The sequence below is a fragment of the Iodobacter fluviatilis genome, assembly GCF_900451195.1.
GTDB lineage: Bacteria > Pseudomonadota > Gammaproteobacteria > Burkholderiales > Chitinibacteraceae > Iodobacter > Iodobacter fluviatilis.
In genome coordinates this window covers 12,177-24,492 of sequence record NZ_UGHR01000004.1, presented here as the reverse complement: position 1 = coordinate 24,492, position 12,316 = coordinate 12,177, and the positions used below count along the sequence as shown (strand labels likewise).

Annotated in this window: 12 protein-coding genes and 1 tRNA gene; 7 read left to right on the top strand and 6 right to left on the bottom strand. The window is 48.4% G+C overall.

Going from position 1 to position 12,316, the window contains the following annotated elements:
• Position 1 precedes the first annotated feature (1 nt).
• Both DYD62_RS18875 and DYD62_RS18870 read right to left on the bottom strand, forming a co-directional pair.
• On the bottom strand, positions 2–346 hold the full coding sequence (locus DYD62_RS18875; protein WP_099398635.1) for a YraN family protein: 345 nt from the start codon (positions 344–346) through the stop codon (positions 2–4).
• Positions 343–1,545: a penicillin-binding protein activator gene (locus DYD62_RS18870; protein ID WP_115228990.1), complete on the bottom strand. Its 1,203-nt coding sequence runs from the start codon at positions 1,543–1,545 to the stop codon at positions 343–345. The genes DYD62_RS18875 and DYD62_RS18870 overlap by 4 nt, the downstream gene beginning before the upstream one ends.
• On the opposite strand from DYD62_RS18870, the gene rsmI reads away from it, so the two are divergent.
• The gene (gene rsmI, locus DYD62_RS18865; RefSeq protein WP_257212600.1) at positions 1,540–2,403 is read left to right on the top strand and encodes a 16S rRNA (cytidine(1402)-2'-O)-methyltransferase; all 864 of its coding nucleotides are present in this window, start codon (positions 1,540–1,542) and stop codon (positions 2,401–2,403) included. The genes DYD62_RS18870 and rsmI overlap by 6 nt on opposite strands.
• A 221-nt stretch (positions 2,404–2,624) precedes the next feature.
• Positions 2,625–2,709: transfer RNA gene (locus DYD62_RS18860), tRNA-Leu, on the top strand.
• 111 nt (positions 2,710–2,820) lie between these two features.
• On the opposite strand, the gene DYD62_RS18855 is transcribed toward DYD62_RS18860, so the two are convergent.
• Positions 2,821–3,687, bottom strand: a complete 867-nt coding sequence (locus DYD62_RS18855) for a LysR family transcriptional regulator (RefSeq protein WP_115229975.1) — start codon at positions 3,685–3,687, stop codon at positions 2,821–2,823.
• A 98-nt stretch (positions 3,688–3,785) separates the two neighbouring features.
• Here DYD62_RS18855 and DYD62_RS18850 point away from each other — a divergent pair, with 98 nt between their 5' ends.
• The 4 genes from DYD62_RS18850 (at position 3,786) to DYD62_RS18835 (ending at position 6,770) form a co-directional block, all read left to right on the top strand.
• Positions 3,786–4,193 carry a CidA/LrgA family protein gene (locus DYD62_RS18850; protein WP_115229974.1) on the top strand — a complete coding sequence of 136 codons (408 nt, stop codon included), beginning with the start codon at positions 3,786–3,788 and terminating at the stop codon, positions 4,191–4,193.
• The gene (locus DYD62_RS18845) at positions 4,190–4,885 is read left to right on the top strand and encodes an LrgB family protein (protein ID WP_115228987.1); all 696 of its coding nucleotides are present in this window, start codon (positions 4,190–4,192) and stop codon (positions 4,883–4,885) included. The genes DYD62_RS18850 and DYD62_RS18845 overlap by 4 nt, the downstream gene beginning before the upstream one ends.
• A gap of 107 nt (positions 4,886–4,992) precedes the next feature.
• Positions 4,993–5,712, top strand: coding sequence for an EAL domain-containing protein (locus tag DYD62_RS18840; RefSeq protein WP_115228984.1), 720 nt, complete (start codon positions 4,993–4,995; stop codon positions 5,710–5,712).
• Positions 5,713–5,924: 212 nt separating this feature from the next.
• Positions 5,925–6,770 (top strand): endonuclease, encoded by an 846-nt coding sequence (locus tag DYD62_RS18835; RefSeq protein WP_233702980.1) that lies wholly within the window; start codon positions 5,925–5,927, stop codon positions 6,768–6,770.
• Between the two features lie 102 nt (positions 6,771–6,872).
• Here DYD62_RS18835 and DYD62_RS18830 read toward each other — a convergent pair whose 3' ends face one another.
• On the bottom strand, positions 6,873–8,267 hold the full coding sequence (locus tag DYD62_RS18830; protein ID WP_115228982.1) for a glycosyl hydrolase family 18 protein: 1,395 nt from the start codon (positions 8,265–8,267) through the stop codon (positions 6,873–6,875).
• A gap of 269 nt (positions 8,268–8,536) precedes the next feature.
• Between DYD62_RS18830 and metF the strand changes: the two genes are divergently transcribed.
• Positions 8,537–9,367: a methylenetetrahydrofolate reductase [NAD(P)H] gene (gene metF / locus DYD62_RS18825; protein WP_115228979.1), complete on the top strand. Its 831-nt coding sequence runs from the start codon at positions 8,537–8,539 to the stop codon at positions 9,365–9,367.
• On the opposite strand, the gene DYD62_RS18820 is transcribed toward metF, so the two are convergent.
• Positions 9,339–11,192, bottom strand: coding sequence for a GGDEF domain-containing protein (locus DYD62_RS18820; RefSeq protein ID WP_115228976.1), 1,854 nt, complete (start codon positions 11,190–11,192; stop codon positions 9,339–9,341). The genes metF and DYD62_RS18820 overlap by 29 nt on opposite strands.
• Positions 11,189–12,280 (bottom strand): ABC transporter substrate-binding protein, encoded by a 1,092-nt coding sequence (locus DYD62_RS18815; RefSeq protein WP_115228974.1) that lies wholly within the window; start codon positions 12,278–12,280, stop codon positions 11,189–11,191. Before DYD62_RS18815 ends, DYD62_RS18820 begins: the two co-directional genes overlap by 4 nt.
• Positions 12,281–12,316: the final 36 nt, after the last annotated feature.

The window sequence follows — 12,316 nt, the reverse complement described above, 5'->3', positions numbered from 1 at the left end:
TTTATCCCTCAGTGGCGTCTATACAGTTTTTGAGCCAGTTGATCGTTTCCCCTTCAAAGCAAATTGCATCGAAGCGGCAAGGCGGTAAAGGAGAAACATTTATTAGGTAATATTGTGCGGTCGCACGCAGTTTAGCGCGTTTTGCAGGGCTTATGCTGGCCGCAGCCCCACCAAACCGCGCATTACGCCGCTGCCGCACTTCTACAAATACTAAGGTATTACCGTCCTTAGCGAGTATGTCAATTTCACCACGCTGGCATTGCCAGTTGCGCCCAATGATTTTTAAACCCTGCTGCTGCAAGAAAATCACGGCTGCATTTTCTGCTGCAAGGCCCAGCTTGTTCATGGTATCGGGGCGACCGGAGCGCTCTCTTCTGCGCTGCTAAAAGTATTAAGCGTCAGCTCCCGCTCAATTAATCCGCCGCTTCCCAAGGTGATGTGCCCGCTCAAACCATCAAAATCAACTTCTGCATGTTTACTGAGTAAAACAGCCAGCTTCCATGCATCAACCCCCAGTGCAAATAAACGCTCAACATCATTTGACTTTGAACGATTCCGATTCAATAAAGCGTATTCACTGTTGCTCGGCTGCAAAATCCACGGTGTTTCTAAATATCGGATTCCATTCATATCCACACGAGCTGTCCGACTTAAAGCACCCGGATTAATCTGGCTGGTGGCATAAACTGGCCGCTCATTACCAACAAATGGGCGGGAAATCCGTGTTTGCCTTGAGCCTGCGGCAAAAAAGACTGAATCATGCTCGCCATCTTTCAGCTGAGCTCTTAAAGCCTGCGCTTGGCTGCGTGCATCTTTTAAAGTAAAGATCGTAGGCTTCGTGCCATTTGCCTCTTTCCAGCTGTCCACAAAGCCCTGCACCATCCGGCCGGCAAGGGGGCTGTCCCCTTGCAAAACTAAAGGCATGCGCAGCCCATCATCAAACATTTGTCTGGCAATTTGTTGGGCCTCCTGCTCTATAGACAAAGAAAAACTATACAGCTGAGCACGGCGCAATGTTTTTTCGTCAAAAGAATTCAAGCCAATGACAGGGATATCAAAATCGCCCACATCGGCCAGATAATTAATTGAAGGCTTGGTAAGCGGCCCGATAACCGCGATTGCACCCTGCTGCTGCAGCTGCTGATACTGCTCAAAGACCTCAGCTGGCACATCATCCGTATCAAAAATTTTGACGACAGGCACATCCGCACTGCCATTGGTTTTTTCAGCGGCCAATACGCCGGCTTTAATCGCCTCTACTGCAGGACGCATCGCCTTACTTTTACCTGGCAGCAATACCGCAATAAAACCATCGCGCCGAACCGGCTTAGCCTCAGCAGGCACAAGGGGTAAGATCTGTGCCGGGCTGACCGCTGAGGCCGTAGCCTGTGAGGCAATGGTAAACACGGGTTTAGTAGCGGCCACAGGTGCAATAACAGGCGCAGCAGCACAACCGGCTATGGCAGTAAGCAGTACAGCACCGTATAGTACGGACCCTAGCGCACTGCGCCATTCCGAAGCAAAAAGGAGAGCCTTGGCGTGCATACAGAATCCAATCCTATTATTAAGTCCGCATTATATGTGGTAGCCACCCCAATCGGTAACCTTAACGACATGACGCCCCGCGCCATTGCCGCACTTAAAGGAGCCGATGTGATTGCAGCCGAAGATACCCGGGTTACTGGGCAGCTGCTTAAACATTTTAATATTTCAACACCCATGGTGTCTTTGCGAGAGCACAACGAACACAGCATGGCTGAAAAGCTTGTCGCCCGCATGCTGGCCGGGGAAACAATCGCTCAAGTATCCGATGCCGGAACACCTGCCGTCTCTGATCCGGGCGCCCTACTGGCTGCAGCAGCACACGCAGCGGGTTGCAGGATTATCCCGGTTCCTGGCGCATCTGCACTGACAACCGCATTATCCGCCAGTGGTTTTAATTGCCCGCACGCTTTGTTTTATGGCTTTTTACCGCCCAAAACCAAGCAGCGCTGTGATGCCTTGACTGAGTTGAAAGAGCAAAATTTCATCAGCGTGTTTTATGAAGCACCACATCGTATTGTGGATTGTTTAAACGATATGGCCAGTGTATTTGGCCCGGATCGTGAGGCCGTGCTCTGCCGTGAAATTACCAAGACCTTTGAAACCATCCGCCGCCTGCCACTTGGCGAGCTGGCCGCATGGGTTGCCAGCGACAGTAATCAGGAGCGTGGCGAATCGGTTGTGGTGGTGAATGCAGCTCCCCGTGCAGAAAAAGCCGATGGCGCCGATTACGACAGCGTTTTATTACCCTTAATTGCCGAATTGCCGCTCAAACAAGCAGTGGCGCTGGCCGTTTCCATTACCGGCGCACCTAAAAACGCCCTGTATGAACGTGCTTTAACACTTAAAAAAGAAGCATAAAACTATTTCTGCTGGATAAAGCACAGGAGGTTTGCTGACAAATCCATCAAACGATACGATTTCTGTTCAGCCTGATGTATGAATCTGCAAACCCTCAACAATAAATCCGCCTTAAATAACAATAATTTATGTAATATTCCAGAAAATATCCGCAATTAACGGCAGATAATACTTGCCAAGCAGAGCGGGCTTCTACATAATTCGACTCCTGCACTGAACGAGCCCGGGTGGCGAAATCGGTAGACGCAGGGGACTCAAAATCCCCCGCCGCAAGGTGTGTCGGTTCGAGTCCGACCCCGGGCACCACTCGTTAAGTACTGATAAATAAAGGATTTCATGGCATCAGCCTGAAATCCTTTTTTTTCGTCTGCGCTCCGTCTCATCGCAAAAACACCGCACTTTTTAAGCCCCTCTTTTTCAGCGCAAAGCTTCAATCCACGCCCTTGCTGCATGGGATAAATACACATCTTTACGCCAGCCCAGTGCGATTCGCCACGGGATTTCAGGCTCGCTTAAAGCGGCAATCACACAACGGCCGGCCGGAATACGGCGGGCAACGGATTCAGGCAGTAATGCCACGCCCAGACCGCTTTCAACCAAAGCCACCATAAACTCCCATTGCCCGCTTCGCCCTGCAATTTGCGGGCTGAAACCCTGAGTCTGGCAAGCAGCCAGCACTCTGTCGTTCAGCGAATAGGAAGCGCTATAAAGCACAAAGTGCTCGGTACTCAGCTCGATCAGGCGCACCTCAGACCGTCCCTGCCATTTGGATGTAGCAGCGGCGACTAAAACTAAGCGGTCATCAGACAGCGGCAGTGTTTCAAAACGATTTTCATCGACAGGCAGCAGCAATCCGCCGACTTCTAACTCGCCCGCATCCAAGGCAGCTTCAATCGCTTTCCCACCTTCTTCATGCAAGCTGAGCTCAATCTTTGGATGAAGACGTTTGAAATTGGCAATCAGCGGTATAAATAACATTCCAGCCAAAGGCGGTACGCCAAGCATCAGCTCGCCCACGGCCATTGTATTTAAATCGGCTAGCTCGGCTTGCAGACGAGCCTCTGCAGCTAATACATCTAGGCCACGATTCAGCACCACTCGCCCCGCATCGGTAAGATGGAAACGACGATATTCGCGAAGCAGCAGCGGCGTGCCCAGCTCTTCTTCAAGATTTTTGACCATTTTGCTGATGGTTGGCTGAGTCACATGCAACGCTTCAGCTGCGGCTGTAAAACTTTGTAAATTCACGACTTCAATAAAATAACGCAGTGCTTTGATATCCACGACGCATGCCAAATTGGAATAGATATGATGATAATAAGTCATTTCAGCTATTTATTCAGAGGGCGTAATATCAAGGCTTATGACAAGGAGTTGAAGTGGTGCCTGATAAGCTGTTTTCCTTTTTCCGTGTACTCGCCCAAATTGGCATTCTGATTGCCATTTGGCTGGCATCCGACTGGTTTGTGCGACGCACCGGCTTACCTGTACCTGGCGGCGTATTAGGGCTGGGTATTGTCTTTGCACTACTGCTTGCAGGCGTACCGCTCAACTGGGTTAAAGATGGCGCTCAGTGGCTATTGGCCGAAATGCTGCTGTTTTTTGTGCCTGCAGTGGTGGCCATGGTGAAATACAAAGCACTCTTTATCAGCGAAGGCTGGCAGCTATTAGTGGTGATTTTCTTAGGTACGGCACTGGTGATGTGCGTGACCGCCTTAGTGGTAGACCGTTTTTTTAAAATTGAACATCAGCTGCGTTTGGCAAAAGCCAAAAAGCGATCGGCATCATGACTCTATCTGTCTCAACTCTCGCCTTTATTTGTCTGGTCCTTACCATTGTTGCATACGCACTGGCTAAGTTTTTATATGCGCGCCATCAACGCTGGTGGCTGGCACCACTGGTGTTAACACCGGTACTGCTGGTGGCGTTTATGCTGCTGACGCATACCCCCTATGAAACCTATTATTCCGATACACGCTGGCTCTTATGGCTGCTTGGCCCTGCCACGGTCGCTTTTGCGGTACCCCTCTATGAATACCGCGCACTGATGGTCAAACACTGGCTGGCTTTGTCTGCAGGCGTCATTGCTGGCTGCTTTACCGCGCTACTGAGCTGCGTTCTGCTGGCAAAACTATTTCATTTATCGCCAGAGCTGACCCGTAGTCTGTTGCCCAGATCCATTTCCACTCCTTTCGCCCTAGCGGTGTCCGACACCTGGGGCGGATCACACGAGCTGACTGCTTTATTTGTCGTCATTACCGGCTTGATGGGCATGCTGTTTGGCGAGCTGATGCTAGTGCTGTTGCCGCTACGCTCCAGATTGGCCCGAGGCGCACTATTTGGTGCTGCTGCCCACGCAGTGGGCACGGCCAAGGCAAGGGAAATTGGCAATGAGGAAGGCGTGGTCGCCTGCATCACCATGATGGTTTCTGGCGTGGTGATGGTACTGATTGCCCCCTTGCTAACTCCCCTCTTTGCCTGAGGCAGGCATGTCTCTGCGGGTTGTTTACAAACTAAGACAATATTTTCTTATTCGCCCGCACCATAGTCATTATAAGATATGACAATTATTCTCATTTTTCACAATCAATGCCTAAATTATCCCCAATCCTCTTGCTTGATGTAATTCAACAGCAACGGTTTGGCGTTGAATATCAACCATTAATTCATACACATAATTTAGAAACAATTGCCCATGAAGCGCTTGCCCGGTTTTATCGGGCAGATGAACAGCTGCTTCGCACCGATCATTTTTTTAATGCGCTGCATGAAAGTCCACTGACCTTGTTTCAGGTGGAATATCAGATGAAGCAGTTGCAATTAGAAAATGCGCCAAGCGGAGAGTTGTTTTTAAACCTTGATCCTGATGCCTATGCAGTGACCGAAATAGCCGGTGAAATCAATCCCCTGCTGGAGCTGATACATTGCCGCACCCATATCGTGCTCGAGATCATAGAAAACAGTAATATCTCTGATGCACGCCAAAGCGCAAATATGGCAAAAGCATTCCATGAAAAGAATATTCAACTGGCATTGGATGATATTGGCTCGCCGCATTCCATGCTGTCGCTGCCCATATTAATTACCGTAGATTGCTTAAAGTTTGATCGAAGCTGGTTTAACGAGCTGGATCAGCCTAATCATCGCACGGCCTTAGAAAGCCTGATTCGCTACGCCAAAGACACCGGAAAACGCACCGTATTAGAAGGAATAGAAACCATTGAACAGCTGGAAATCGCCCGCCAGCTGGATGTTGATATGGTGCAGGGCTTCATATTTAAAGAGCGCTTTATCCGCGTGCGGGCATAAATATAAGTAATCAATTCAATTGATTAAGAAATAATCACCTATTAAGCCGCTTTTACTTCCTGTAAAAGCATTACACCGTGGATTTCATCTCATAAAATGCGCCGCATTGACCAGAGGCTGCGCGCCACTGTGTATATTCGCAAATCACCCAATCATCCGCACAGGAATAAGCCCAAGCAATGTCGTTGAATAAAAAACACAGCAGCCATGCAATGGCCATAATTATTCTGATTTGTAGTTTAAGTGCTTGTGACGATAGCAGCATGGCTCAAATTGAGAAAATAGCCCATAGCCAAGAGGCCAAAACACTTGCCAAACTGGGTGAAATAGCAATTGATAAAGCACTTAATCAAAAAAATGAAACCGAATCCAACCCATCCCCAAAGGAACCGATTGAATTAGTCACTGGCCGCACCGCCACAGGCCAGCGGGATTTCAACCGCGCCAAACAAGTATTGCCCGATGTATTTCGCGGTATGGAAAGCGATTTCTACTGCGGCTGCGCCTATAAGGGCAAAGAAATGGATTTGGCCAGCTGCGGCTACACCCCTAGAAAAAGCGAAACACGTGCCTCGCGTTTAGAGTGGGAGCACGTAGTTCCGGCATGGGTATTAGGCCATCAGCGACAATGCTGGCAAAACGGCGGGCGCAAAAACTGTAGCGATAACGATCCGCAGTTTAAAAGTGCGGAAGGCAATTTGGTCAATCTGGTGCCCTCAGTAGGCGAGGTGAATGGTGACCGCAGCAACTTTTCCTATAGCGCATGGACGAGTAAGCCCGAGCCTATGTATGGCCAGTGCAAGACCATTGTTGATTTTAAAAACAAAAAAGCCCAGCCACGGGAAGAGGTGCGGGGCCGCATTGCCCGCATCCATTTTTATATGTATGAGCGCTACCAGCTCAAACTATCTAGGCAAGACCAACAGCTAATGTGCGCATGGGCTAAAACCTACCCGGTGGATGATTGGGAAATCAAACGGGATCAGCGAATTGTGAAGCTGCAAGGCGATGGCAATCATTATGTGAGCGAAAGAAAAACAGCGGATTATTGCGCCTGACAGGCATCCTTGCCAGGCTTTGTGAGCAAGGTCGGGTTAGCAGCTTTACCGCGTAACCCGGCCCCTATTACTCACTTCGCTCAAGCATACTGCCTGTAAGCCCTAAGGCAGAGTCTTTAAAGCCGCTGCCGCAGGTTTAGAGAAGTTATACCCATCATGCTTATCCCAGTTAACCGACCATGTCATCACACCGCGATAATCAGGATAGGCTTTGGCAGGTTTGATACTGCCGCAATTTTGCAGCTTAGTCAGGCAAGACAACGAATCAGCCACGACCTTGGCCGTAACAAAACCACGTCCTGCTGACTGCGGCCCCGACGGCACACCAAAAGCCACTTGATCAGGGCGCAAGCCTTTGAAAGTCCACCCCGTGCCATAGCTGGTAGAGAAGCCCTCGATCAACATCATGCTACCCGCCACCAGCGCATCCACCGTGCCTTCGTTAAGCGTGGCAGTAGAATACGGAGAGGTAAAGCCGCCATTATTGTAGTACTGCACATGCAGCACCGTAAGCTCATCCCGCAGGCCATCAATAATCGGCAAGTAAGCGCCCCAAATGCTGCCATAGGAGATATACCCACCCTGCACATAAGGATGCTCAGGCGCCATCGACAGGTAAAAACTTGGCCCAACCTTCGCTTTGAGTTGTTTCACACCGGCAATCAGATTATTAATAATCGGCGCACCAATCGAAACACCGCTACCACTTTCTAAATCCAGATCAATCCCATCAAAACCATACTTAGTCATGATGGCATAGAGGCTATCCACAAAGTGGCTGACATCGGAGGCGCTGTTTAATGTGATAGAGCCATCTTGCCCGCCTAAAGACAGCACCACTTTCTTGCCCTTAGCCTTCAGCGCCGCCACATCGGCAATAAATTTAGCCTCGCCTCCGGCATTTTTATCCAGATTGAATGCCACATTGCCGCTACCGGCATTATCTGCAAAAGCCACAACCACCACGTTCCAGTCATCACTGACCTGAGCCAGCGGAAAAGTATCGCCGGCAGGATTGGTAAAGTTATGCCAATAGCCCACTAATGCATGTTTGGGCAGCGTTCCAGGTGTGGGTGTGGGTGTGGGTGTGGGTGTGGGTGTGGGTGTGGGTGTTGGCGTTGGTGTTGGTGTTGGTGTTGGTGTTGGTGTTGGTGTTGGTGTTGGTGTTGGCGTTGGTGTTGGTGTTGGCGTTGGCGTTGGTGTTGGTGTTGGCGTTGGCGTTGGCGTTGGCGTTGGCGTTGGCGTTGGCGTTGGTGTTGGTGTTGGCGTGCCTGCTATTTCTTTCCACAAGGCAGGCGTTGCTGCAGGATTCCAGTTGGCCCCCACATAGGCAGTGTGCGTTACCAAGGCCTGATAGGTTTTACCTGCGTAAACCACCTGAGTGCCGCTGCTATAAGTACTTCCTTCTTGCCAGCTATCCAAAGCAAAGGCTGAAATACTCAGCATCAGCGAGGCAATTAGCATGGCAATACGGGTGTTGCTAGTCTTTTTAGTCATAACTCCATCCTTATTAAGTATATTGAAAGTGCCCACTACTTTCTGCGAAGCAGTTATAAGCACGGCGTCAGCATACAACAAGTAAGCAAGCAGCTAAGCCTTTGAATTCAAAAAAATAGTTCTTGAAAACTCACCCAACGTCATCTATATAACGCCGCTTTTACACTGGAAAAACATTAATTTCTTTCATGATTTTAATGAATAGCCTGCATGCAATGCATACAGCACCGATGTTAAGATGAAACGATTAGCGCCCAGGATAAAAAATAATGACGCCCTCCCCGATCAGCTTTGAGTTTTTCCCCCCCAGAACGCCAGAAGGCGCAGAAAAACTACGCACAACACGCAGGCAATTGGCGCAATTTAAACCCGAATTTTTCTCAGTAACCTTTGGTGCAGGGGGTACAACGCAGGAAGGCACACTGAATGCCGTACTGGATATTCAATCCGAAGGCCATGCCGCTGCCCCTCACCTGTCCTGTGTAGGCTCTTCTAAAGAAAGCATTCGCAGCATTGTGCAAAACTATAAAGACCACGGCATTCGCCATATTGTGGCTTTGCGTGGCGATATTCCTTCGGGAATGGGAGATTTTGGCGAGTTTCGTTACGCCAATGAACTGGTCAGTTTTTTACGCGATGAATTTGGCGATTGGTTTCATATTGAAGTGGCAGCATATCCCGAGTTTCACCCGCAGGCCCAAAGCGCCGAAGCCGATATTCGCAATTTCGTAAATAAAGTACGGGCAGGTGCAGATTCAGCCATTACCCAATACTTTTTTAATGCAGATGCTTATTTCCGCTTTGTGGATGAAGTGAATGCGCGCGGCGTAACAATTCCTATCGTTCCGGGCATTATGCCTATCCAGAACTTCAGCCAATTGGCGCGTTTCTCTGATATGTGCGGAGCAGAAATCCCACGCTGGCTGAGGCTGCGACTGCAAGCCTTTGGCGACGACACGGCATCGATCCGTGCCTTTGGCTTAGATTTTGTAACCGAGCTGTCCGACCGAGTATTAGCCGGTGGTGCGCCAGGGCTGCATTTTTATACCCTCAATGCAGCCGGCGCAGTTTCTACCGTTTGCCAGCGACTGGGTCGCTGATTGACTCAAGCACCTGCACCTGATTGCCGCTGCGTTTGGCACGATACAGTGCCTTATCTGCCAAGCGTAAGAAGTTAGCGGCGCTGATTTCTTCTGCTCCTGAATAAACGGCAAGGCCCTGGCTGATCGTCAGGGCTGAGCCGTCTTCCTGCACCAGCCCAAGCTTAATCATCGCCAAGCGAATACGTTCCGCCAGCAATTTACCCACATGCAAATCGGTATTCGGCAATAAAAGCACAAACTCATTGCCCTCAATCCGCGCGGCGCAATCACCCGTACGCTCCGCAAATTTAGCTAAAACGGCGGCCACTTTCTGCAAAGCGATATCGCCCTCATGCCGGCCAAAGCTATCGTTATATTGCTTAAATGAATCTACATCCAAGACGATTAATAATAAGGGTTGCTGTTCCCGAATAGCATTTGCCATTTCTTGCTCAAGCCGCTCATCAAAAACGCGCCGGTTTGCAATTCCGGTCAAGGCATCATGACGGGTTAAACGCTCTAATTGAGTATTGGCGGCCAGCAAAGCATTCTTTGCTTCTTTCAAAGATAATTGCTGACGGCGATGTGCTAATACATTAGAGCACAGGCCAGCCACAAGAGGCAGTAAACGCATTTCCAGCTCAGAATACACACGGTCCTGATCAGATACACCTGCAAATAAAAGCCCTAAACGCTCGCCATTAAAATCAAGCGGGAGCACCGCTAATTGCGTTAAATGCAAATCACGGCATAACGCGGCCTCATCACTCTCATCAGGTAAATCACCGCCGATACCCATTATAAAAGCAGACAGCGAATCAAGATTTTTCTTACTTAATTGAAATAAGCTGCGTTTACCCAAATTAAAATCAGTGCGGATTTTCTTATCATCTTTATCCCAAAAATAGATATCGCCTTTTTGGCTGTCATCGGCAAAATGAATGGTGATCAAGGCATCAAGCCCCATCAATTGCCCTGTTTCTTTTAATGTTTGCTCTAATCCAATTTTGGCACCATCTAAAGGCATACTCAAATAACGAGCCGCGTCTTTAGATAGCAACTGTAAAAACCCAGATAAATAGAATGATTCATCCGTGCGCTGAGCCACTTCAACTTCTAATTGATCACGGCTCTCTGCCAGAGCATGAATCAGCTGACCACGCTGCTGCTGCTGATGTAATAAATTATTTTGTAAATTAGCAAAACCTTGCAACAGATTATCTAATTCATCACGAACCGGGCTTTCAAATAAAGGCGGAGGGGGAGCGGTATCTAAATGATCGGGCCGCAAAAGATGAGTATGAATAGTCAACGCATCCAGGCGCCGTAATACCACTTTTCGCAAGAATAGTTGTAAAGCAAAAAGCAGCCCGGTTACAAAAAGTAATTGAGCCAGCGCAAAAGGAAAAACGCGATATGCAACCTGCTTCCAGATTTCATAACGATCGCTAATTAAAGTCAGGCTACCCACAGGAATAACACTGCTTTTATGCATTAATTCAATGGTATAGCTTAATTCCTTAGCGGACTCACTCGTATCACCCCTTAAGTAACGGGCACCACTGGGTGTAGTCAGAACAAGACCAGCCACACTGCTTACTGCCGAAAGGGTATCAATCTCATCAGTAATGCCAATTGGATCAATATCCCACAGTGCAGCGCTCAGACGGGGCCGGTGCTCTTGGGCTAGGCTGACCAGCTGAGCATGCAAATTCTCAGCCACATCAAAATAACTAAGTACCGCATACACCATCACAATCACCAGCATCAGCAAAAAGCCAATGCGATATAAAATTTTACTTAGCCGCTGTGCTATTGGCTGAAAATGCTTACGTGCACTCATTGTAATAAGGACTCTAAAGAAAAATCATACTGCTTTACTTTGGGATTCAGCACTTTACTGTAACGGGCAAAATTAATTTTTTGCACGCCTTCTTCGCTAAACCGATCCATAAATAAATTAGCTTTCGATGCGCTCACTAAACCCAATAAAGGCAATTGCATTTGTGTGCCCTGCTGACCACTAAAATCCTGACCATGAGCATAATCATACAGCAGCACCATGCTCCATGCCCCCACCATAAAATGCCCAGCCGATAAAGCAGTTAAACGGCCATTTTTAATCATTGAAATGGCATCATTGGAATAGTTAATTGCAGAAACTAATACTTCTTTATTGCGGTTTTTTCTTTGTTCTAAACTTGCAATCACACCAAAAGCCATCAAATCATTGGCACACCAGACGGCAGCAACATCAGGATAGCGGTCACGCAGCACATTCATTTGCTCTGCAGCAAGCCCACGCCCCCAATTACCATAAACAATTTGCTTTAATTCCACATTGGGGAACTCTTTCAGCGCCCTTTGTAAGCCAAGCACACGGTCCTGTGATGCAGGAGTGGATTTATCCCCTGCGATCGCCAGTAATTGATACTGCCCGTTTGCCGCGGGTTTTTTAGTCTGCACCAGCCGGGTTAATAATGCCTTACCTGTTAAATAACCCGCTTGCTGATTATCCGGAAACAAGCTTCCTATCCAGTATTTAAAATGAGTACGGGGAGTGCCAAATTGTTTAACTTGATCTGGCGTTAAATCATTCAGAGCCAATAAAACAGGGATGCGTGCCCGCTCGGCAATGGCCATTAAAGGCGGGGCCATTTGCCTTTCATTAACCACAATTAAATAATCCGGCCTCGGGCCTTGATCCAGCGTTTGCTGCAGCAAAGAAGGCATGCGCAAATGATCACGCTCAGCATAAACAACCCTCAGTTCCATGCCCAAATTTTTGGCAGCAGCAGCCATCGCTTGGTTCACGCTAACCCAAAATGTTTCACTTTCTTTGCCCGGATTAACAAATAAAACCGAAATAGCCCAAGAGGTTTGGCTACTTAATAGCAAAATCAAAACACAAAGACACCGGCATAAATTCATATATCACTCCCAAATAATAAAGGAATGAAAAGTCTT

What these genes read in the sequence shown, in the direction of transcription:
- DYD62_RS18875 (WP_099398635.1), bottom strand. Translation starts at nt 346, where the DNA reads ATGAACAAGCTGGGCCTTGCAGCAGAAAATGCAGCCGTGATTTTCTTG.
- DYD62_RS18870 (WP_115228990.1), bottom strand. Translation starts at nt 1,545, where the DNA reads ATGCACGCCAAGGCTCTCCTTTTTGCTTCGGAATGGCGCAGTGCGCTA.
- DYD62_RS18845 (WP_115228987.1), top strand. Translation starts at nt 4,190, where the DNA reads ATGACTCTATCTGTCTCAACTCTCGCCTTTATTTGTCTGGTCCTTACC.
- DYD62_RS18840 (WP_115228984.1), top strand. Translation starts at nt 4,993, where the DNA reads ATGCCTAAATTATCCCCAATCCTCTTGCTTGATGTAATTCAACAGCAA.
- DYD62_RS18835 (WP_233702980.1), top strand. Translation starts at nt 5,925, where the DNA reads ATGGCCATAATTATTCTGATTTGTAGTTTAAGTGCTTGTGACGATAGC.
- DYD62_RS18830 (WP_115228982.1), bottom strand. Translation starts at nt 8,267, where the DNA reads ATGACTAAAAAGACTAGCAACACCCGTATTGCCATGCTAATTGCCTCG.
- metF (WP_115228979.1), top strand. Translation starts at nt 8,537, where the DNA reads ATGACGCCCTCCCCGATCAGCTTTGAGTTTTTCCCCCCCAGAACGCCA.
- DYD62_RS18820 (WP_115228976.1), bottom strand. Translation starts at nt 11,192, where the DNA reads ATGAGTGCACGTAAGCATTTTCAGCCAATAGCACAGCGGCTAAGTAAA.
- DYD62_RS18815 (WP_115228974.1), bottom strand. Translation starts at nt 12,280, where the DNA reads ATGAATTTATGCCGGTGTCTTTGTGTTTTGATTTTGCTATTAAGTAGC.